This window comes from Pantoea piersonii (assembly GCF_003612015.1).
Classification (GTDB): domain Bacteria; phylum Pseudomonadota; class Gammaproteobacteria; order Enterobacterales; family Enterobacteriaceae; genus Pantoea; species Pantoea piersonii.
Genome location: NZ_RARB01000002.1, coordinates 463,277 through 482,358, shown reverse-complemented (window position 1 = coordinate 482,358; position 19,082 = coordinate 463,277). Strand labels below are relative to the sequence as shown.

Annotated in this window: 23 protein-coding genes; 6 read left to right on the top strand and 17 right to left on the bottom strand. The window is 50.0% G+C overall.

Annotation, left to right across the window (positions count from 1 at the left end; genetic code table 11):
• The first annotated feature begins 149 nt into the window (after positions 1–149).
• Positions 150–389 carry a DinI-like family protein gene (locus D7S44_RS08145; protein ID WP_120453746.1) on the top strand — a complete coding sequence of 80 codons (240 nt, stop codon included), beginning with the start codon at positions 150–152 and terminating at the stop codon, positions 387–389.
• A gap of 27 nt (positions 390–416) precedes the next feature.
• On the opposite strand, the gene D7S44_RS08140 is transcribed toward D7S44_RS08145, so the two are convergent.
• The 4 genes from D7S44_RS08140 to D7S44_RS08125 all read right to left on the bottom strand — a co-directional run bounded on the left by D7S44_RS08140 (position 417) and on the right by D7S44_RS08125 (position 2,737).
• Positions 417–683 (bottom strand): hypothetical protein, encoded by a 267-nt coding sequence (locus D7S44_RS08140; protein ID WP_120453744.1) that lies wholly within the window; start codon positions 681–683, stop codon positions 417–419.
• A gap of 403 nt (positions 684–1,086) precedes the next feature.
• Complete coding sequence (locus D7S44_RS08135; RefSeq protein ID WP_120453742.1) at positions 1,087–1,956, bottom strand: hypothetical protein; 870 nt, start codon at positions 1,954–1,956, stop codon at positions 1,087–1,089.
• A gap of 84 nt (positions 1,957–2,040) precedes the next feature.
• A complete protein-coding gene (locus D7S44_RS08130; RefSeq protein ID WP_120453740.1) occupies positions 2,041–2,367 on the bottom strand; it encodes a hypothetical protein in 327 nt (108 codons plus the stop codon).
• A complete protein-coding gene (locus D7S44_RS08125; protein ID WP_120453738.1) occupies positions 2,348–2,737 on the bottom strand; it encodes a hypothetical protein in 390 nt (129 codons plus the stop codon). The genes D7S44_RS08130 and D7S44_RS08125 overlap by 20 nt, the downstream gene beginning before the upstream one ends.
• Positions 2,738–2,876: 139 nt before the next feature.
• On the opposite strand from D7S44_RS08125, the gene D7S44_RS08120 reads away from it, so the two are divergent.
• Positions 2,877–3,503 (top strand): helix-turn-helix domain-containing protein, encoded by a 627-nt coding sequence (locus D7S44_RS08120; RefSeq protein ID WP_120453736.1) that lies wholly within the window; start codon positions 2,877–2,879, stop codon positions 3,501–3,503.
• 333 nt (positions 3,504–3,836) lie between these two features.
• Here the strand turns inward: D7S44_RS08120 and D7S44_RS23670 are convergent, their stop codons facing one another.
• The 3 genes from D7S44_RS23670 to D7S44_RS08110 all read right to left on the bottom strand — a co-directional run bounded on the left by D7S44_RS23670 (position 3,837) and on the right by D7S44_RS08110 (position 5,600).
• Positions 3,837–4,001 carry a hypothetical protein gene (locus D7S44_RS23670; RefSeq protein WP_167456960.1) on the bottom strand — a complete coding sequence of 55 codons (165 nt, stop codon included), beginning with the start codon at positions 3,999–4,001 and terminating at the stop codon, positions 3,837–3,839.
• A 522-nt stretch (positions 4,002–4,523) separates the two neighbouring features.
• Complete coding sequence (gene zinT / locus D7S44_RS08115; RefSeq protein ID WP_120453734.1) at positions 4,524–5,174, bottom strand: metal-binding protein ZinT; 651 nt, start codon at positions 5,172–5,174, stop codon at positions 4,524–4,526.
• A gap of 108 nt (positions 5,175–5,282) precedes the next feature.
• The gene (locus D7S44_RS08110; RefSeq protein WP_120453732.1) at positions 5,283–5,600 is read right to left on the bottom strand and encodes a hypothetical protein; all 318 of its coding nucleotides are present in this window, start codon (positions 5,598–5,600) and stop codon (positions 5,283–5,285) included.
• A 722-nt stretch (positions 5,601–6,322) separates the two neighbouring features.
• Here D7S44_RS08110 and D7S44_RS08105 point away from each other — a divergent pair.
• Positions 6,323–7,342 carry an acyltransferase family protein gene (locus D7S44_RS08105; RefSeq protein ID WP_120453730.1) on the top strand — a complete coding sequence of 340 codons (1,020 nt, stop codon included), beginning with the start codon at positions 6,323–6,325 and terminating at the stop codon, positions 7,340–7,342.
• A gap of 678 nt (positions 7,343–8,020) precedes the next feature.
• Positions 8,021–8,674: a site-specific integrase gene (locus tag D7S44_RS08100; protein WP_311781249.1), complete on the top strand. Its 654-nt coding sequence runs from the start codon at positions 8,021–8,023 to the stop codon at positions 8,672–8,674.
• 207 nt (positions 8,675–8,881) lie between these two features.
• On the opposite strand, the gene D7S44_RS08095 is transcribed toward D7S44_RS08100, so the two are convergent.
• A complete protein-coding gene (locus D7S44_RS08095) occupies positions 8,882–9,223 on the bottom strand; it encodes a phage repressor protein (RefSeq protein WP_147402091.1) in 342 nt (113 codons plus the stop codon).
• Positions 9,190–9,330 (bottom strand): hypothetical protein, encoded by a 141-nt coding sequence (locus D7S44_RS23860; RefSeq protein WP_240629441.1) that lies wholly within the window; start codon positions 9,328–9,330, stop codon positions 9,190–9,192. The genes D7S44_RS08095 and D7S44_RS23860 overlap by 34 nt, the downstream gene beginning before the upstream one ends.
• 335 nt (positions 9,331–9,665) lie before the next feature.
• On the opposite strand from D7S44_RS23860, the gene D7S44_RS08085 reads away from it, so the two are divergent.
• A complete protein-coding gene (locus D7S44_RS08085; RefSeq protein ID WP_120453723.1) occupies positions 9,666–10,622 on the top strand; it encodes an acyltransferase family protein in 957 nt (318 codons plus the stop codon).
• Between the two features lie 149 nt (positions 10,623–10,771).
• On the opposite strand, the gene D7S44_RS08080 is transcribed toward D7S44_RS08085, so the two are convergent.
• The 6 genes from D7S44_RS08080 to D7S44_RS08055 form a co-directional block, all read right to left on the bottom strand.
• Positions 10,772–11,917 carry a tail fiber domain-containing protein gene (locus D7S44_RS08080; RefSeq protein ID WP_120453721.1) on the bottom strand — a complete coding sequence of 382 codons (1,146 nt, stop codon included), beginning with the start codon at positions 11,915–11,917 and terminating at the stop codon, positions 10,772–10,774.
• 64 nt (positions 11,918–11,981) lie between these two features.
• Positions 11,982–13,067 carry a DUF6453 family protein gene (locus D7S44_RS08075; protein ID WP_120453719.1) on the bottom strand — a complete coding sequence of 362 codons (1,086 nt, stop codon included), beginning with the start codon at positions 13,065–13,067 and terminating at the stop codon, positions 11,982–11,984.
• Entirely contained in the window at positions 13,067–16,198 is a 3,132-nt protein-coding gene (locus tag D7S44_RS08070) for a TipJ family phage tail tip protein (RefSeq protein ID WP_120453717.1), read from the bottom strand. Before D7S44_RS08070 ends, D7S44_RS08075 begins: the two co-directional genes overlap by 1 nt.
• Before the next feature lie 9 nt (positions 16,199–16,207).
• The gene (locus D7S44_RS08065; RefSeq protein ID WP_120453715.1) at positions 16,208–16,732 is read right to left on the bottom strand and encodes a tail assembly protein; all 525 of its coding nucleotides are present in this window, start codon (positions 16,730–16,732) and stop codon (positions 16,208–16,210) included.
• The gene (locus D7S44_RS08060; protein WP_120453713.1) at positions 16,675–17,403 is read right to left on the bottom strand and encodes a C40 family peptidase; all 729 of its coding nucleotides are present in this window, start codon (positions 17,401–17,403) and stop codon (positions 16,675–16,677) included. The genes D7S44_RS08065 and D7S44_RS08060 overlap by 58 nt, the downstream gene beginning before the upstream one ends.
• The gene (locus D7S44_RS08055; protein WP_120453711.1) at positions 17,400–18,104 is read right to left on the bottom strand and encodes a phage minor tail protein L; all 705 of its coding nucleotides are present in this window, start codon (positions 18,102–18,104) and stop codon (positions 17,400–17,402) included. Before D7S44_RS08055 ends, D7S44_RS08060 begins: the two co-directional genes overlap by 4 nt.
• Before the next feature lie 145 nt (positions 18,105–18,249).
• On the opposite strand from D7S44_RS08055, the gene D7S44_RS08050 reads away from it, so the two are divergent.
• On the top strand, positions 18,250–18,498 hold the full coding sequence (locus tag D7S44_RS08050) for a hypothetical protein (RefSeq protein WP_147402090.1): 249 nt from the start codon (positions 18,250–18,252) through the stop codon (positions 18,496–18,498).
• Here the strand turns inward: D7S44_RS08050 and D7S44_RS08045 are convergent.
• Both D7S44_RS08045 and D7S44_RS08040 read right to left on the bottom strand, forming a co-directional pair.
• Positions 18,475–18,702 carry a hypothetical protein gene (locus D7S44_RS08045; RefSeq protein ID WP_120453707.1) on the bottom strand — a complete coding sequence of 76 codons (228 nt, stop codon included), beginning with the start codon at positions 18,700–18,702 and terminating at the stop codon, positions 18,475–18,477. The genes D7S44_RS08050 and D7S44_RS08045 overlap by 24 nt on opposite strands.
• A 15-nt stretch (positions 18,703–18,717) precedes the next feature.
• On the bottom strand, positions 18,718–19,071 hold the full coding sequence (locus tag D7S44_RS08040; protein ID WP_120453705.1) for a phage tail protein: 354 nt from the start codon (positions 19,069–19,071) through the stop codon (positions 18,718–18,720).
• Positions 19,072–19,082 lie beyond the last annotated feature (11 nt).

The window sequence follows — 19,082 nt, the reverse complement described above, 5'->3', positions numbered from 1 at the left end:
TTTCTTCCTCGCCCTGTTTTGATCACCGCCTGCCACAAATTTGCGTATGACGCCAAAAAAAAACCTTCTGACGCGCCTGAGACGCTTGTCACTGGTTGGATTTACAGTATGATGTGCCAGCGAATTTCTTCCCTGTATGGAATACCAGTATGTTTGTGGAATTGATTTACGATAAGCGTAACGTAGCCGGCCTGCCAGGCGCGCGCGAAATGATTTTGCGGGAGCTGGAAAAGCGCGTACAGCGCGTTTTCCCGGAGCTTGAAGTGCGCGTAAAGCCGATGGAGCGCAACGCGATCGAAACCGATATGAGTAAAAATGATAAAGCGACGCTGGCGCGCATCATCGAAGAGATGTTTGAAGAAGCGGAAATGTGGCTGGTGGCCGACTAAGCGCGACGACCACCGGCTGGAGCAGGGTTACTTCTCCTGCTCGCTGTGGTTAACCGCAATCTCCATGTCCTGGATTGCGGCGTCTAAGTCATCCAGCAGCGTGCCCTGTTTGTTCAGCAGCGCATCAATGCGTCCGGCAAACTCTTTATCTTTATATTCGCCAGCATCAAATGCGAGCCAGTGGCTGGAGAGCGTTTCGGTATTGGTTTGCGCATAGTGGCGCATCTCTTTCAGCTGCGAGGTTACATCGCGCAGGTAGTCAGTTTTGCTTTTCGTTTCCACTGAATCACTCATGCTGTTTTTCCTTCTGCCGTTTTAACCAATAATTATCTCGCGTGAATGATTAAAGGTAGTGGATTATAACGAAACCGCTTTAAGAATGTTCGCAAGTTGCCCCTGAGGATACCCGCAGCCAGAGAACCACGGTGCGCTCGCTCACTCCTTTTTGCCCCTGTTAAGGGCTATGCATGGCCGTTGTTAAGGGGAACCCCAAGGAAAGGCGCAGCCCGCTATCAGAACGGGCATCTTATGTAATTTGTCACGCCTGCACCCTCCCCGCCGCCAGCCAGCAACGGAACAGAATCTTTTCATGCGCTTTAACTTTTGCAAGACCGTCGGGGCGACCAAAAGCGCCGCTATTTTTTGCAAAAAAACAGGGGACCCGCTGTCCCCTTTTGATATTACGCACGCTCAGTTATCACAGATATTTACGCGCCAGTTCAAACAGCTCTTTCCTGGCCGCCGCTCCAAGGCGCTCAATTCCCTGCTGGACGAAATCAAACGCGGCGTTGAAATCTTTTACGCCTGCGCTGAAGTCATCTTGCTCCGTTTTCGCCGCTGGCTGAGCAGACGCCTGCGCGGTGGATGCGGCTGCGGGGGCTGACGCCTGTACAGCAGCGTTGTCAGCCTGCGGACTGGTCTGCCCGGCAGCGGCATCCGCCACGGATGTCTGCGCCTGGGACTGCGCGTTAGCGGAAGTATCTGCCGTCGCTGGCTGATCGGCGGACTGAGCGGCAGCGTTCGAGGGCGTGCTCTGATCGGCAGGCTGCGCCGAGGCGGCAGCATCCGGGGTTGCGCTCTGATCGGCAGGCTGCGACGAGGCGGCAGCGGCCGGGGTTGCGCTCTGATCGGCAGGCTGCGACGAGGCGGCAGCGGCCGGGGCTGCGCTCTGATCCGCAGGCTGCGCGGAGGCGGCAGCATCCGGGGTTGCGCTCTGATCCGCAGGCTGTGCCGAGGCGGCAGCGTCCGGGGCTGCGCTCTGATCCGTAGAAGACGCAGAGGCGGCAGCGTCCGGGGTTGCGCTCTGATCCGTAGAAGACGCGGAAGTGGCAGCGTCCGGGGTTGGGCTCTGATCCGCAGACTGAGCAGGGGTGTGCTGCGCCGTCGCGTCAGGTGCCACATGCGTTTCTCCCGGCGTCTCCTCTGAAGTTGCTGGCGCAACCGTTGAGGGAGAGGTTAAGCGCTGCAGTTGCGGATCGGTGGGTACATTGCTGTCCGGTACGGCAAACTGCGGCAGCGTGGCGTCACTGTTTTGAGCGGTTGAGTTAATGATGCTGGTATCAGTCATAGCAGACTCCTTCGTGATGATAAACGATCGGAGGGCGTGAACACCTTCCCCAATCAGGTTAAAAATTCGCATAGGGCTCTCCTGTTACGGCTTTACAGAGGACTCATCCTGTATAACAACCTGCTTAACCTTGTCGGCCGTCTGTGCGGCGGTCCGATCGGGCAGCGCGTCCAGCTTTCGCTGGAGTGCGGACACCTGCTTCGACAGCTGATCAACTTTGGCTTCGCGTCTGGCGGCAGATTCGCGGGACTCCTGCCGAATCTCTTCTACGCGCCGATTGGCAGTACTGCTGACGTATAAAAAAAGAATGGTCATCACAATGCATACCATCGACATGCCCAGCATCAGCACGCCCAGCATGAGCTTACGTTTGTGAGTCGCCGGTCTTATTTCACTGTGTATCTCTGCCATCGTTACGATCCTCCAGAGTGGAAATTAGCCTGTCGATTTCATTGCGGAACTTGCTGTTTTGATCGGCATCGGTCATTGCCACCAGGATGCCGAGTGCGTTTTTGATCAGACGCAGATCGGTCTCAAGGGTGGAAATCCGCCGCAAATTCGTGTCGTGCCGTACTCGCAAATCATCATTCTCCTGACGGAGCAACGCGTTACTCTCCTTTAGCAACAGCACCTGCTCTTTGTAACTGGTAATGATTTCTCCACCGGCACGATTGCTGGTGACAATAGAGGCAATGCCTGCAATGAGCGGCTTCCAGAAAAGCGCGGCCGCTCCGCCCCCAAGAACTAATGCGCCAACACTGGTAATCAGACTACTTTCCATGCCTCACCTCTGTGCTCGACGGGTAACGGCTGCTGACGTCAGGCGTACAACGCAAAGCGCCTCCCTCGCTGTAACTTAAGATTGCTTAAATTCACAGCTTAAGTATACTTAAGTCTGGCTCTCAGGAGATGTCAAGACGATGGAAAAAGAAACAACAGGTGAACGTATCCGCTTCCGCCGTAAGGCTTTGAATTTGACGCAAAAAGCAGTAGCGGAAAAAATTTCGGTTTCCCATGTGGCGATATCACAGTGGGAAAAAGAGGAGACGCTGCCGCGCGGCGAAAATCTGCTGCGGCTCGCAGAGGCGTTGGGCTGCGCGCCTGCATGGCTGGTTGACGGCGATGGACCGGTTTTTACTGTACAAAATCAGACGCAAACCGGCGTGCCCGTACTTGAAAGGGAGCAAATTTCGCTATGGCTATCAGAGGCTAATCAGGTTGAAATTGCGAGGCGTGTGCAAACAGATCGCGACTACTCTACCGCCAGCTTTGCCGTGCTGCTGTGGGACAACGCGCTGTCGCCGCAATGCCTGCGCGGCGATCTGCTGATTATCGATCCAGAGTTACCGCCCCAGCCCGGAGAGCTGGTGCTCGCGCTAAATGGCGACAGCGATTATGTGGTACGCAAATATCGCGCGCGCAGTCAGGACAGCTTTGAACTGGCACCGCTCAATGAGGATTACCCGCTGTTGCGCTCGTCTGAACAGGCGCTGTCTGTGCTGGGAACCCTGGTTGAATGGCGACGCTATCGCGACACGCAGCAATAACAGCGCAGAGGAAAAGAGCGTGAGAGAGAATTTACCGCTTCGCTCGAACTTTCGTTACAGGTTAGCGTCTGACCTATTATGTGGATTACTCCATGTAACGATTTTCACCCGCCTCGAGCGGGTCTTTTTTTGCGTAATAAGAATTTCCTGTGACAGATAACCCGCCTGACCATTTCCTTATTTTCGACCCGGTGAGAAGATGACTATGCGCTATGCGCATTGCTTTTACGTAATGTAAACGAGAGTTCTGCTCTACTGGGCTTGCCCGCATTATGCGGGCAATTTTTTGCGTGCGCCGCTATGAACAAAGCCGCCCGCAGACGGCTTTAGCATTCAGGGATTAAGATTTTCATCCTCGTCTTCATCCTCGACGTCATCTTCCTGGTACTCGTCATCTTCTGGCATCTCGTCCTCATCTCCGCCGGGTATATCTTCTATGCTGCCTGGCACTTGGCCATCGCCGGGGATGGGATCGAGATCATCGGGACGTTCTGACATACGCACCTCCATTTACCCTTATTGGGTATATCTAGTTTAGCGCTGTGACTATTTATCATGCGTCTAAAATCACCGAAACGTGAACGAAGCGTAAAAGGTAAAACATTACGGCTCTGCCGTTTGGCTTTTTGTATAAACCCTGTTCCGCTTGTTGTATCGCCTTATCTCGTTCCACTTTTATTTGATAAATTCATACTCATTATTTGACGGATTGCTTTATAGCTTCTTGAATGAAACAGAGGTCAACAAAGGAGGTAAATAACATGACTGAATTACTGCACATCATCTCTGTCAGCGCTATCGTCGCCGGGATATATTTAATCGATTAAAAGAATGGTTACGTAAGGGTAATATTTTTATAAATTTCCCCCGCAGTCGGCACCAATGCTCTGGAGCCTGGCTTCATCGCAGAACCTGACATAGCCTGGCCTGCGACGAGCTTGTAGCTTGACATATCTCTCTGAGCAGTTTGCATTAATTTTTAAAGCTTGTTCTGCGTGACTATTTTAATCTGTATTTAAACTATGAATGATGCAGCATTTCGTCAACGACCTGCTGTTGCGTTAACTGATACGGATAATAGGTTGGCCAGTTATCCATTTCGTCCAGCAGTGCCTGTTGAGAAACATTGCCGGTAAATATATGGAAATGGCTCGATTTGCGCGGTGCGATAATATGATCGCTAAACTGGACATATTTAGGTGCGGTACTGTTCGCGTCATTACACTCGAACAGGTAGCGAACCCCTTTATTGCCAGAGGCATAAGTCAGGATTTTGTGCCCCGCATAGCTGTAGTGACAGGCTGACACGCTGCCGCCGCGGTGAAACTCAATAACGCCATTTTCGATGCCCATTCGATCAATATCGGTAGCATAGCCTTTGCGATAATAGGCTTTATATTGCTCTGGACTCTTGTGCCCGTCTTTTTGCGCTTTCTTCACAAAGACCGGATCAAGTTTGCCTTGCTGCAACAACGGATAAACTGAGTCCCATACCCCTTCCCAGTCCGCCAGCGTGCGATCCCTGACATCTTTATTGTCGAAAATGCCTTCAGCCGCTTTCTGCTCCATTTGCGACAGCGCCGGACCGTGTGAGTGATGCCCGTGCGCCATAACCTGCCCACTGATCGTCAGCATAACCAATACGGTTAAAGCCTGTTTTTTCGCCACCATTTTACCCTCCATAAGTGAAAGAGTGTAAAATGTTATGATATAACATTTCATAAAACAAGCTTTACACGCTAAAGCGTATGCAGGCTGGATAGCAAACTTGCCTTGCCCTTAGCGGGCGCTACATTTTACGTCGCGCAGCGCCTGCAGCTGTGACAGCCGCGATTTCGCTTTTTCACTGGCATTATGGCGCGCAATCCCGTTGCCGATCCCGAAGTCGCCCAGAAAGCCCATTACCGTACGATAGTCAAAGTTGCTGGTCTGTTTGATCTCCTGCTGGATACCGTGCGTTTTGGCGATCTCGCGCTCAAGCGCCTGACAATCCAGCGCCACCGCTTCCTCATCCGTAACCGCTGGTGCCTGGGGGTACTGTTTTGTCGCGCATGCGGAAAGCAGCAGCACGGCTGTGATTAAAACTAATTTTTTCATTGTGGTTCTGCTTCGCCGTGTCTGGAGTGAGGGACGTAAACCTGCCTGAGCAGTATTGCTGGATCAGGCTGATGCACGTTAAGTCCGGGTTTAGCAGAAGCATACTGCGAGGTCTGTTTCATCAATCTGGCGAACAAGGGGGATTTTAGAGGGTAAATCGAGCCTGGCATAATTTCCAGCCGGTAAGGTATGGCCGGCTAATGTATTCTTTAAACTTGCGAAGTACGACCAACATGGGGTTCCGAAATTAAATATGCCGGGATTTTTTATCGCTAACTCTATGATTCCAGAAAAACCTACAACCACCGGTCACGCCCTGCCCGAGCAAACCCCAACTTCATCGCCAGTCAGATGAGTATGCAAAGGTGTAGATGATGTATCGGTTTTATGGTGCCTTTGCCAATCCTGAAGCAAAGCCAAAGGTAAGATTGCGGCAATTTTTTGTCTCACAGGTGTCCTGCAGAAGGTAACAAGACTTTGCGTGCCGCAAATCTATCTCATTGGTGTCGGCTGAAGTCGTCATGCATTGTTAGCTAAATTTACTTTACCCACCTGCACCTTACTGGAGCAGTTGCGGCACATCTCTGCCCTATCGCGGGGACTTTTCTATGAGGCGAGAAATTTCTTGTCACGTTTTCAAGATTTATCTTAATAAATATTTTAACCTTCCTTAACTATCGCTTACTATTCCCTGCAGACAACCCCCATAAGATGGACAAAAAATGAGCAACAAAAAATTAAGGATTTTTTCAATCGATCTTTTGCGTGTCTTATCGCTATTCATGATTATTCTGTTCCACTTCAATGTGGAAATGATTATGAAGCGCGGATGGGGTGATATGATAGGCTGGCATGGAAATAATTATATAGATTTAGGCCAGATTGGCGTTGGGCTTTTCATGATAATATCCGGCTACTCACTATCAACAAAATCAAACTCCTGTGGAGTGTTTTCATTTTATAAAAAGAGACTTCTGAGGATATTTCCTCAGTTCTACGTTTGTTATGTTGCATGTCTTGTTGCGTTAATAATATGCAATGGTGGCGTTGCGTTCTCAGCTAAGCCCGTTAATTTCCTACTGACTCTAATTGGCTTTGATGGTTACCTCCACTACAAATTGAATACTTTTTACGTTACGGGCGAATGGTTTTTAGGGGCGATAATTTCTCTTTATATCGCATTCCCGGCCATCGTTAAGGCAACCTCAAGATACCCCTTGGCTACAGCTATAGCCTCACTGCTTATATTTTATGTAAACCATCAATTCTACGGAAGATTATTTAACATCAGTGAATGGAACAACCTTATTACCATGGGTACTCTTTTCACGCTTGGCTCATCGTACAGATTTGCTTCTGAAAAGTTCACGCCGGTAATTATGCTGGCTCCTGTGATAGTTTCGCTTTTTTATTTAATATTTTTCTTTAATGCTAGCCCAGTGCCCACAAAGATAGCTGTAGCAGTTTTTTGCTTCTCTGCCACCGCTTCATTTTTTGAGGTAGGCAAAATGAACTTGATCAAATCAAATGCAATAACATATATTGCTGAAGTTAGCTTCGCTGCGTTCTTGGTTCACCACGTGGTTATTTCTATCCTTACCAGCGACAATAAGATTAATAATCACATACATAATAACTATGCATTACTGTGTTTGAGTATAGCATTAACCCTATTTTTTGGTTGGGTGTGCTACAAAGGCAATGCAATAATTATGAAAGGCATCGCCTCTGCCAAGAATTAAAATAAGGGCGGCTTTAGCCGCCTAATTTATAATGTTCAAGCTATCCCCGCTCAAGGCCTATTCTGCATGCGCTTTAGCGTTAAAGTGCTTCCCGCCTTCGCTGTAAAAGAGCTCTTCAACCCTGTGATACGAATATTAAGAACCGCCTCAAATGAGAAGGACAGAACGCACTCTTTACAGTTAACAGCGCCAGAACCACTGTTCCTGCGAATTCTGATCCTGTTGATGATGGCATGCTTACGGTGCAGGTTGTATAGCACTACCTGGGTTAGTGATATTCACAGAAACTATCGCACCATCAGATCCCATTCCAATATTTACTGTGTCACTTAAGGTGTATCCTTGCCCAACGACAGTGACAAGCATGTCATCTACTTCCCCTGTAAAATCATTCTGTGTCTGCGTCTTAATTACTGTAATGGAGGTTGTACCGGTTATACAGGCAAAGTCTGTATTTTTTGGGACAAGAAGAGTTGCTACTAATGCCAGTAAATGCTTATGGCAGGAACGGTAACATTTTTTATTATGACAGAGGTATTTGTATTGAAAGTCCGATCCTGAATGGCTGTCGTGATAATAAATCCATTCATTTTTATATTTTCAATAATGCTGCACGAATCGCCTCTCCATGCGCAGATAGCATACTGGCTGAAGTTACCCTGAAGTAACAGGGTAGCCATTAACAAGGTTTTCGTCGGCGGCCTCTTTCAGGATGTTGTTCAAAGCTTCGCAAAGTTCTGGTTAATTCAGATCTTCTGCGCGCTGGCCTGGGAGGATATAGACCTTGAAGCGAAGACCATTACCGTCTCGCGCAATCTGACGCCGCAAGGCCTGTTCACCCCACCGAAGACCGAGGCAGGCAACAGGGTCATTTGTCTGATTGATGCAGCAGCTGAAGTTCTCCGCAATCAGCGCGAGCTGACAAGAATGTATCCTCAGACTCTCTTCACATTTCATACCAGGGAGCATGGCGAAAGGATAGATGATCAGAAAACATTCGTATTCAACGCCAGCCTTGATGCAGTAAACGGCAGGTCAGGCGCTTACTATTCGACGGATTCGCTTGGGCAAATATGGAACGGTGCGCTAAGGCGTGCAGGTCTTCGCCACCGTAAGGCATATCAGTCCAGGCACACTTTCGCATGCTGGGCATTGTCGGCAGGCGCAAACCCGAACTACGTCGCCGCGCAAATGAGTCACTCGGATGCGCAGATGGTGTATCGGGTTTATGGCGCCTGGATGTCAGAGAACAATACGGATCAGCTTTCCCTCATCAACACGAAAATGAACGATCTTGTGCTACATACGTGCTTCGCTAAAGTGGCCTTATAAAATTCCTTGTAGTTTCACACACTTATGCGCTTATACCTGCATATTCATAATGCAATGGTAGGAAAAATAGAGCGAGCAAAGATCACATCGAAAGCCCGCGCCAACAGAGCATTGCCGCAATCACTTGCCAACCTTGTAGCGAAGAGATGGTAAAGATTGCGGCAATTTTTTGTCCCATTGCTGCCCCACAGAAAATGAGGCCTCCTTTCATATCGTCGGCCGGTACGGGTCCTCATCGTCGAGAATCGTAGCCGTCACTTTCCCCAGCACGATAATCCTCTCCATCACCTCGCCTTCAAGAGTTTCGCCGTCTGGTGTAATCAGTCCCGATGAGAACAGAATCCCGATCATCGGATAGCCATCGTACTGAAACGCCACTTCGTCACCAGGCTTCACTCGGTCCGCGCTGTCAACGATGACAAAGCCATCCTGCGTTTCGATGCGGAAACTGCTAGAAGTGAAATGCGCATAATCCGGTTCCGCCTGCTTTAGGTCGTAAGGCTCAGCCGAGGCAGTCACATCACGTACCCCATGTTGCGCAGCGCCCACGTCTTGTTTTCCTTCACAGCGTCGATCTCAAAGAAGTTGCTCTGATAGCGCAGGATATACTCGTTGCACTGCTCCAGCGTCCAGTGGTGGTTGTACTTTGCCAACATCAGACGGAACTCATTCGTTGTTACTATCCGTCTGCTACGACTGTCCAGTTTGATTGCGTCCCGAAATGCCCAGCCGACTTCGTACCCGCGCGCCATAAATTTCCCCTTTTAAAATTACTGTATATAAACACAGTAATATCAGAGGGGCTTTTTGGCAAGCCGCTGCGTTTGGGGCTTTTGTAAGGAGCATGATGCGAAAGGGATTTTTACAGAACAGAGCGGATTAATTGGATAAACTTTAACCAGACACTCCATAGTCTGCTCAGATAGTTGAGCACCGTATCTACCCCATCGACAAGGCTTTTTAATTCTCTCACGTTAATCAATCAGGCATAATGGCTGTATTGTTTACTGGCATTAATTTAGGTTTCACTATGGCGAAACAAGGAAGAAGCAACCTATTAGACGCTGTCAAAGTTATCATGGCTTTTCTGGTAGTATCTATACATACCATCATTCCCGGTTCTGAATTGAAGTATTTACTGACGCAAGGCATTGCGAGAATTGCAGTGCCGTTTTTTTTCCTGTCAGCTGGGTATTTCTTTTCGGGGAAAGACAGTTCTGATGATCTAATTAAAGTTTTAAAGAGATTGTTCTATCTTTATGTTTGCTGGTGGTTGTTTTACCTTCCTTTTATTTCTAGGGAGTTATACAGCAACAATTTCAGCTTAGAAGGTTTTTCTTTTAATTTAATGCTTTTGATAGTTAAGGGGTGGTGCCACTTATGGTTTATGCCAGCTATGATACTTGGTATTTATACGTACTACTTACTGAGAGGGAAAAAGTATCTTTATACAGTGGCATTAGCTCTTTATATAATCGGCGTACTAATTCAAAATACTATTACACCAAGCCAGTACTCCATACTGTATTATAGAAATTTTTTGCTATTTGGCTTCCCGCTTGTGGCTTTAGGGTCCTTGTTAAGGAATAGTTTCTTTAGCAAGATTTCAACCAGTAACTTGTTAGTCACCCTTGTCATATCAATCTCTATGCTAATAGCAGAAAGCGCAATGAAATTCAAGGAAGGGATATATAGTAATGACATGCTAATTACAGCCCCAATCGTAGCCTCCATTCTGATTTTGCTTGCAGCTAACGCTTCTATAAACATTCAATTCGACACTAAAACCATGGCTACAAGCATTTACTTTATTCACTTCTTCTTTTATCTGATATTAAAAAACCATATTGCTAATGACGTATACTTATTCTTCTCCGTTTCTGTGTTGTCAGTATTATTTAGCCTAGTGATGAGAAAATCATTGCTTTACAGAAAGATATTTACTTAACAATAGCTATCTCCAAACAATCGCCTACCAGGAAGAAAGAATAATTTTTCCAATTCAGTGTACGCGGTGATATTGCCGCGTTTATACCCCTTATCTCCGCAGCCTGCTCAAATCGGCGCGGTCTACCTCTGCCCCGTCGCCGGGCTTTTTTAAGCGTCGAGGCCGTCTAAAGCTTTAATGCGTGCGTGCAACTCTTCGATTGCTTCGTCGCGTGCTGAAATTTGCTTTTCGAGCGCCTGAATAGCGAGCGTCATTTTTGCCATGATTGCTACCTGGTCAAGCCCATATGCACCGTAAGGGTTCGGGTCCTTTTCCAGATCATACCCGTCAGGGAGTCCTTCGCCTGTTACACATTCTGGCGATACCGCAGCCAGGTCGTTTGCAATGTACCCCAGCATATCTGCTGTCTCTGGAATAATGCCTCTTGCTTTCATCTTGAAAGTAGCTGGCTTCCATTGCATTACTTCTTCCAGAGCCTTGTCTTTATCATCGCGGTACGTGATATCTTTTTTCAAAGCGCGATCAGACACCGCGGCTAAAGTGATAGCGCCTACTCGGTCTGCGTTTATCCATACTTCAACCTGTGAGCTACCGTTCCAGTTGTAGTTGAAACAATGCCCGCTATATGCTCCCGTAGCTCCGGCTCTACACTGGTAACCGCCCGCCACACGAAATCTCGCTGCGTTTGCAGTCCCATGGCTGAACTCTAGCGCGCCAGCGTCTCCAGTTATGATCCTGTGCGTGAAGTCGTCAGTACTTTTGCCGTGGTGGAAATCGATATAAGGCTGAGAGGATGAAAGTTCTATTCCACTAAACAGGGGATAGGCGCTAGTACCTAGCCCTAAATTTGTTCTGGACGCTGTTATATCAGCCAGGTCAGAAAGGTTTTTATTTTTGTTTAATACGGTATTCCACGCTGGACCTGTGTACTGGCTTCCATCAGGAAGCGTAACTGTAACGTTTCCGGTGCCGCTGAAAATCTGCTGCCAGTTAGCCTTATCGAGATTCAGGCCGCGAATAGCTTTAGCGACATCAGCAGCTACCTGAGCGGTAATCCCTACCAGCGTTCCATTAGGAACCGCTGTCCATGCAATTCCTGAGGCGGTTGGGCCTCCATAGGCCGTGATGAGTGTAACCCCGGTTGCCGAATTAACGGACTGAACGCCGAGAGTGTAGGTGATGCCGCCAATGACGGCGACGATAAAATCATTGGCTTTCAGGTCTGAAGTAAAGTTCGTTCCCAGCCCTGTAATTGCCGTTGAGTTGTTCGTAAGTGAAATGGAACCAGCTGACATATTTTTCTCCGGGCAATAAAAAACCCGACAATTTTGCCGGGTTATATTCGTTTTAAGGGTTTAATCAGAAGTAATAGCTGGCTTCTATGCATGGGAGCTGGCAGGACGCCTGAACAGCTTTCGGGTACTGGTAAACAGCAATTTCTTTTCCGGTAGATTTTGCCCTGGCTGTGGAAATTGCGTTGCCGTTCATTTTCATGCCGGACTCAAGGCATTTCCTGAAGCTGTAAGTGCTGTTGTTCCTTGAGTAATCGCCCCTCTGCACGCCGAGGCTGCATAAAGGCACCATCGGCTGCGAAACGGAACCGGTTGGATTTACCCATGCGAGGACCTCGCCAGTCGAGCCATCAAAATTTTCATAAGCGCCCATGTCGTAATAGGCATCGGTCCACATGACCGGCGGGTATTTACTGGAGTAGGTTACCTGGTTAGCGGCATTCCTGATAACCATGCCGTAGCCCGAAACAGGGAGCGATGGCGAGAAACCACAGGATACAATGACAATCTGAACGTTACTTACCGACCCACCTTGCACCGAGCCGTCAATACTGCCAAATGATGTATAAGTCCTTATGGCATTTGTTGCCCTGTCAAGGTAAAGCGGCGTATCGGTATTTGACCATCTGGCAAAAACGATGTAATTACCGAGGTTCAGCACGTCAGACGGAATTGCCCATTCGCCGCTGATATTTATTGTTGCCCTGTATGTCACAAATCCCAGATATGAAATATCCCCTATTTCCATAAAGTTGGAGCCATTGGTGATTCGAACTCCATACTGAACGGCTGGGTTAGCTGCATAAGACACAGAAAATACGTCTGCATAACCCGCTTCAACTGCAGAGGGTGTATTTCCATTGGGACTAATATATTTCGCGTTATAGATTAATGAGCTTCCGTCAAATGACAGACTTCTGATATAGGTCATCGGCGGCCCGGCCGGGTTAGTTCCGTCATAAACTCTCACCAGGCTGCGCGGTACAATCAGGGCCCGGCTGCCAGCGGGCTGCTGCTTAAAGCCGCCAGCAGAGCCCGCGTTTGCCATCATTGATGCGCTGCCGAGATAAGATGCGTACCGCATTGAGGCGTCGAGTATTATTTGCTTTCCGCCATCATCCGGCGTGATTCTCACTCCGTAAATATCTGCCATCAGTTTAGTTTCCCCGCCTTGAAGCGCTCGACGCCGTTAGCATCATAAACAGCCATGCCGGTTTCATTGAAGACGCTACCGCCTGATGTGCCTGAACCTCCATATAATTCAAAAGTGCCGTCGTTTCGCATAATCGTTCCCGATTTTCCAGCAACGTAATTAGCTGAGTACCATGAACCCACTTTGGCGAGGGTAAATGATGCATAATTAATAAACGCATCCCTGATAAACACCTGACCATTGATAGCCGCGAACGCCAGTTGATAAGTGCCGTTGGTAGTGTTGTAAATACCGAAATTATCAGCACTGAAAAGTGCATAAGACTGGACAGAACCATTATTCCCTTCAACTCCCAGTTGCATGCCAGCAACATATTTATTGCCGTTACTGTCTACCTGCACTTTAACGCCCCACTGAGCAGACAATTTCCCGCTCAGATCAGCATAAGCGCTGGATACCTGCTGTACTGATGAGGTGTTCTTGTCAGACTGCGCCTGAATCTGATCCATGCGCTGGGCGTAGGCCGAATCATTCGTCGCGATGGTTTGCCTGACACTGATGATGTCAGCGCGGTTGCGCCCGTAAGCTTCGAACTGATGGTCTACGGAAGCGTCCAGGTTAAGCGCGTTCTGCAATATCCCTTCTATATTCGTGTCGATATTCGAAGAGAGCCGCTCAAATGCCTCGGACTTCCTCACCGCCTCGTCGATATAGTCCAGCATGCCGGGGATATCAGCTGACGCCTGACCGGATACCTGCACGAAAGCTGACACACCAAACGCATTTTTGGTACGCACGTACATATAATAGGTTTTGTCAGCCTTGAGCCCGTGCAGCGTCCACTGCGAAGCGCGCCCCAGAAACTGAGCCTCGTTTTCGACATTGCCGATGCTGCTTGCCGGAACCTCGCCGGTGTACCAGAACTCAAAAGTCGTATCAGTCGTTGCGCTGACGCTCATCACTGGAACGATGTCTGCAGAAAAGATGCCGGGGTTCCACTGTACAAAGGTCGGTGCCGCTGGCGCGCCGATAACCAGGCTGACCTGCGTTTCCGCTCCCTTCATGCCGTTCTCATTGCGTCCGCGCACGCCCAGCGTGTAATTCCCCGCATCCAGACCGTAAAAATCATATCGGAACTGATCTGTTTCGTACTGCGCTACCACCTTTCCGTCAGTGGTGTAGACGTAGAGCTCGAACATGATTTTCTTCGTGAGCGTTGCCGTCTCCCACGTTGCTGTTACCTGGACGGTTTCGCTGTTCGTATTGATGATCCGCAGATTTTCGATGTTCGGAACGCGATATCCGTTCAGGGTATCGTTGGGCATTTCGAACACAGCACCATCATCGACCACTGCCTGCTTGTTTGGGTCATGCAGAGTAGCCGTGACGCTGTAAACCGAGTTGTTGTCATCCTCGGAAATACCCATGATGCGGAACAGTCGCGGTGCAACTTCACCGGTTGAGATGACGAATACGGTACCGTCTCTCACCCAGGCTGGTGCGGACTTCAGGGTAATGACACGCCCCGCCACGCTGGCAATGACGTACTTTGTGAACTTCCCGTCTGCCCCCATCAGCGACATTGTGTCGCCGCTACCGGCCAGTTCAGAAACATCCGCGTCGACCGTAATAGACGCGCCCGCATGAGATATTATCCGGCCGCCAAGGCGGGTTGCCGCATGCCTGTTATCGAGAACTTCAACCACATCGCCGGGAATAAAGCGGATGGCTTCGCGCGCCATTTTGAACGTGGTTTTCTTGGTTTCTCGTTTAGCTGTTTCAATCAGCCATTTTCCCGTACGGAATGCCTGGCCGCGTGACGTGCAGCCGAATGCCTCTATGGTGGTTTCGTTGTAGCCGTAGCGATCAATCAGGCCATCATCGGAAACGTACTCTTTCACCTGTGACCAGCCATTGTTCGGGTCAGTCCAGGAGACGATGACAGCGTTGTAGCGCTCTGAGCGTTTCATTGAGCTGTAGGTGAACAGGCCATCTACGACGTTTGCATTGGTGATCGAGGCAACCGGGTCCTGTGGGTTGTCCAGCATCACGGAAAAGCGCATGCCGTCCCACAGGGCAATGCCGCGGAACATCCCGGCGATATCGTCCAGCAGTTCGCGCGCGCTTTTCTGCTCAGTAATGTAAGCATTCAGCGTAAAGCGAGGCTCTTTTCCGCCATAGCCATCATCGACCAGCTGATCGCAGAACTGCGACAGCACATAGAGGCTGCCGTCGTCGACGTCGATATAACCAGCGCGACGAGCCAGGCCATAACGGGCATTTTTCACCAGCGCGCGAAATATCCATGCCGGGTTATTCGTCCAGGCCGACTTAAAGCTACCCGTCCAGATGCCTGTGTAGGTGCGCGCGATCGGGTCGTAATTATCAGGCACATCGACAATCAGACCGCGAAGGTGGTAAGTCCGCGCTGGGGTGTCAGCGTACTGGTCCCGATCAACAACGCAGCCAGCTATGGCTGCGTAGGGATATGAGAGATTATCGTCAGTGATTTCTGTATAGCTGTTCCAGATAGTGCCGTTGGTGAGCAGATCACTGGAACTGTCAGGCGTTACGCGGCGAAGCCGGATGTCGAACGGTTTGGTTTGCGGTGCGTCAAACAGGTGCGCCTCAAGGTATTCACCTGACTGCTTGCCGCTGATGGTGACAGTCTTCTGAATCTGCCATGACCCGGCGCCGTTACGGGTTTCAATCACCATGGTCACTGACGTTTCGTGCTGATTTCCCTTTGTGTCCTGCTCCACTAGCCCAGAAACGCCGATATTCATGCGAATGCGATCAACATCAGTATCCGTTACGGTGCGCACCAGTGGCGTCGCCTGCTTAACGGCTGTATTAACAACCGTCGTTGCCTCTACCGTGTTGAAGCCAGTGATAGGTAACTGAGAAGCCGTACCCGGTCGCCAGGCGACACTCACGCCATTGATAGTGACTCCGCCCGCAGAATCGGTTACAGGCGTGTCATTCAGCATGAAGGAAGAAAGGTGACTCTGGTCTACCGGACCATAAATCGGACCTTCGGAAATGAGGTCCAGAACGCGGAGGAATTGCTTAGATTTGAGATTGTCGTCGATTAATTTAGGAGTGCTGCCGCCACCGCCGCCTGAACTCATGCTGTCACCTTAGCTTATTGAAATGTCCCAGTCCTGATTGTTTGTGGTGTCGATACCGAGGCTGATAACGTTGCTTCCGACCACCATTTCGCCCAGCAGGATAGGCACGGGCCGCCCCTGTCCCACCCGGTTCTCTGCGCTGGTAAATGAGTTGTTGGTAATGGAATTGGTATCCTGATCGGCCGATGTCTTCGTCTTCATATGCGAAGTCATATAAAGCGAATAAGCCACTGATGCGACGGTTACTGCAACCATGATCCACGCTGCAGCCACGGCCGAAATTGAGCCTTCAACAACCGGGACGAATAGCACCCTGGCACCGTCTTTTAAATGACGGTTCATGTGAAACTCCAGGTTGTCGCCGGAGATATCGCTGCCGTCGATGCGCATACGCAGACGGGTCTGGTAAAAGTCACGCTTAAAATCCGGGCACTGAGCCAGTAGCAGCCGAAGCCCCTGAGCCGGAGTGTCTACGTTCAAATCGATCTGGCGGAAATGTCGTCGTAAATTCCCCGCAAATCCAAAAGTGAGCATCGTTCGTGTCTCCAGATGGAGTGAATAAGAGGAACGTGAAGCTGACGAAGTGTCTCGCGGCGGCTTAACCGGCCATGCACTTCGTGATGGAGGATAGTGTTGTCACCCAGCCAGATCATTGCGTGGCAGGGGTCGCATTCAGGAAACGCGCGCCTGATGATTACGTCGCCGGGCTGGATGGCATCGAAGGCGACTTCACTGAAGCCATTGGCTGCCATGTTCTTCAGGTAAAGGTTTTCCCCTCGCACCCACCATCCATTACCTCGCTCGAAGTCAGGCAAATCAATGCCGCAAAGGTGGTAGGCATCGCGAAACAGCGTGTAGCAGTCCGTCACGCCATGCTCAAACCGCCTGCCCAGCAAATGCGGCACCGGACGGAATTTTCGAAGGCAGCCATCACTGGCTAACCACCAGTCGATGCCGGTAGCCAGCTGCGCGCTGCGATCGGCAGCAGACAGAACCGGTTTCGGCTCAGGGTGAGAATGAAAAACGGCGGTAATTTCTCCCGCCGCCTCTGCTTTAAGCCAGTCTGCTTCGTCAATTCGGAAATTTTGCTGCGGATCGGGATGCGCATTGCGACAAAGCCATAACCGCTGATTGTCGATTATCAGTCCGCAAACCTCTTCTGCAGATGAGGCGGCGTAGTCCAGGCACTCATTTTCAATCATCATGATACCTTCGCTGATCCGGGATAGCCGCCGTAAGGCTTCGCATTCGGCTTCGGATAACGGAACTCGCAGCCGCTCAGGTGTTTTGAGCATTTGTCCTTCGACATATCTGAGGTCGGATTGTCTTTCTCGTCGGCAACGGCCGGGCCTGAATAGCCACAGCCATCACCGCGATACACCCACTGGCACACATCAGCCAGGATAGTGCGCGCCGGGATAATGGCGTTATCACAGTCCACCGGCGTCGCCAGGTTGTAGGTGACAGTCTCGAAAGTCTCTTCTGCCATTTCCTCGATTACGTAGCGCGACACGGCCTCCATGGTCGGATCCGCATCTGCATTACCTTTCGGGAAGTTCACCGCGTCCAGATGCTTAACCAGCACCTGTCGGCGCGTCACCACGGCGCCCAAAGCATCATCGAAATCGTGGTTGATGCCGGTTATCAGTCCGGTGATGTTCGCCACCTTCATTGTCGGGCGCGAATACGTCCCCTCAGATTTCACTTCGAATCCTTCCACGGCGATCGGGTAGGCCGAATAAGCGCGCCCCTGCCAGATGACATCGTTGTAATAGCCATTGGTGCCAGCGTGGAAGCGGACGATATCACCGCCGAACGACTGCAGGTCGACTTCAAACAGGTCGAGCATCGCGCCGACACCGGCATCAACGCTCTCGATGATTAGTTCTGCTGGTATGTCTCGCATATTACGCCCATAAAAAAAGGCCGCTAGGTGGCAGCCATTGGATGATTACTGATCGAATATCAGGATGTTGCTCATTTACAGATAAGGATATGTTGAGTATTCAGCCCGTCCATGTTTGGGGCATGGGCGCACACAGCAATGAGGGATGGCTGATTACCTCTGGACAGGAAAAATTATGTCTCAAGCAGAGATCGATAAAATTAAGGAAGACATTCTGATACTTCAGTACCGCATGGGTGGTGCTGAATATTTAATTCGCACTTTAGTGCAAAGAATGCATGAGAATGAGATCAAGTCGGTAGAAAGTGAGATTAACCAGACAATTGCCAATTACGGGGCTAATAGCGCCGTCGCTAAGGTTTTGGAAGAGTCACTCCGCCTGCTCAGCAAGTAATTTACGAGTTGCCAACTTAGCGGCCATAAGCGTGGCCGCTTCTTGATCTGGCTTGTCCATCAACCCACCGGGACGGCGCGCATTTTTAATCGTCTCAGCCGCAACATCCCGCATCATCTTCGCCAACTCTTCCGCTTTGTCGTTGGGCATTGTCAGATTAGCCACTTTCTTCTCTAAAGCTTCGATTCGCTGTTCTAAGGTCATGATTTCACTCCTGAGTTAACGGGGTACTTGCTCGAATGTTCCGGTTAACGTGTACACGCCCTTGGTCTTCTGCATCGACCACGAACGGCACACATACAGTGCCTGAACGCCGGTATCATTTGGCGTCCAGTAGAACGACTCAACGGCCATGCGCGCAGTCAGAAACGCATCCACGGCTTTCGCCACGTTTATCCTGCCGCATTTGGAATCGTCGTAGCCAATGAAGGTGAGCGGATATTTCCCCATAAGCGGGTTGATACCCTTCACCTGACGCTGTTCGTAGCCATCACCTAACTTCACTACGGCTACATCAGGCGTACGCTCGCCCGTGAAGCCCGCCTGCGGGCTCCATGTGAAAGTTTCTGGCATGGTATTTCCTG

Bases quoted from the DNA above. Each gene is read 5' to 3' on its own strand.
- D7S44_RS08145 (WP_120453746.1), top strand. From the start codon at position 150: ATGTTTGTGGAATTGATTTACGATAAGCGTAACGTAGCCGGCCTGCCA.
- D7S44_RS08140 (WP_120453744.1), bottom strand. From the start codon at position 683: ATGAGTGATTCAGTGGAAACGAAAAGCAAAACTGACTACCTGCGCGAT.
- D7S44_RS08135 (WP_120453742.1), bottom strand. From the start codon at position 1,956: ATGACTGATACCAGCATCATTAACTCAACCGCTCAAAACAGTGACGCC.
- D7S44_RS08130 (WP_120453740.1), bottom strand. From the start codon at position 2,367: ATGGCAGAGATACACAGTGAAATAAGACCGGCGACTCACAAACGTAAG.
- D7S44_RS08125 (WP_120453738.1), bottom strand. From the start codon at position 2,737: ATGGAAAGTAGTCTGATTACCAGTGTTGGCGCATTAGTTCTTGGGGGC.
- D7S44_RS08120 (WP_120453736.1), top strand. From the start codon at position 2,877: ATGGAAAAAGAAACAACAGGTGAACGTATCCGCTTCCGCCGTAAGGCT.
- D7S44_RS23670 (WP_167456960.1), bottom strand. From the start codon at position 4,001: ATGTCAGAACGTCCCGATGATCTCGATCCCATCCCCGGCGATGGCCAA.
- zinT (WP_120453734.1), bottom strand. From the start codon at position 5,174: ATGGTGGCGAAAAAACAGGCTTTAACCGTATTGGTTATGCTGACGATC.
- D7S44_RS08110 (WP_120453732.1), bottom strand. From the start codon at position 5,600: ATGAAAAAATTAGTTTTAATCACAGCCGTGCTGCTGCTTTCCGCATGC.
- D7S44_RS08105 (WP_120453730.1), top strand. From the start codon at position 6,323: ATGAGCAACAAAAAATTAAGGATTTTTTCAATCGATCTTTTGCGTGTC.
- D7S44_RS23860 (WP_240629441.1), bottom strand. From the start codon at position 9,330: ATGTTGGCAAAGTACAACCACCACTGGACGCTGGAGCAGTGCAACGAG.
- D7S44_RS08085 (WP_120453723.1), top strand. From the start codon at position 9,666: ATGGCTGTATTGTTTACTGGCATTAATTTAGGTTTCACTATGGCGAAA.
- D7S44_RS08080 (WP_120453721.1), bottom strand. From the start codon at position 11,917: ATGTCAGCTGGTTCCATTTCACTTACGAACAACTCAACGGCAATTACA.
- D7S44_RS08075 (WP_120453719.1), bottom strand. From the start codon at position 13,067: ATGGCAGATATTTACGGAGTGAGAATCACGCCGGATGATGGCGGAAAG.
- D7S44_RS08070 (WP_120453717.1), bottom strand. From the start codon at position 16,198: ATGAGTTCAGGCGGCGGTGGCGGCAGCACTCCTAAATTAATCGACGAC.
- D7S44_RS08065 (WP_120453715.1), bottom strand. From the start codon at position 16,732: ATGCTCACTTTTGGATTTGCGGGGAATTTACGACGACATTTCCGCCAG.
- D7S44_RS08060 (WP_120453713.1), bottom strand. From the start codon at position 17,403: ATGATGATTGAAAATGAGTGCCTGGACTACGCCGCCTCATCTGCAGAA.
- D7S44_RS08055 (WP_120453711.1), bottom strand. From the start codon at position 18,104: ATGCGAGACATACCAGCAGAACTAATCATCGAGAGCGTTGATGCCGGT.
- D7S44_RS08050 (WP_147402090.1), top strand. From the start codon at position 18,250: ATGGCTGATTACCTCTGGACAGGAAAAATTATGTCTCAAGCAGAGATC.
- D7S44_RS08045 (WP_120453707.1), bottom strand. From the start codon at position 18,702: ATGACCTTAGAACAGCGAATCGAAGCTTTAGAGAAGAAAGTGGCTAAT.
- D7S44_RS08040 (WP_120453705.1), bottom strand. From the start codon at position 19,071: ATGCCAGAAACTTTCACATGGAGCCCGCAGGCGGGCTTCACGGGCGAG.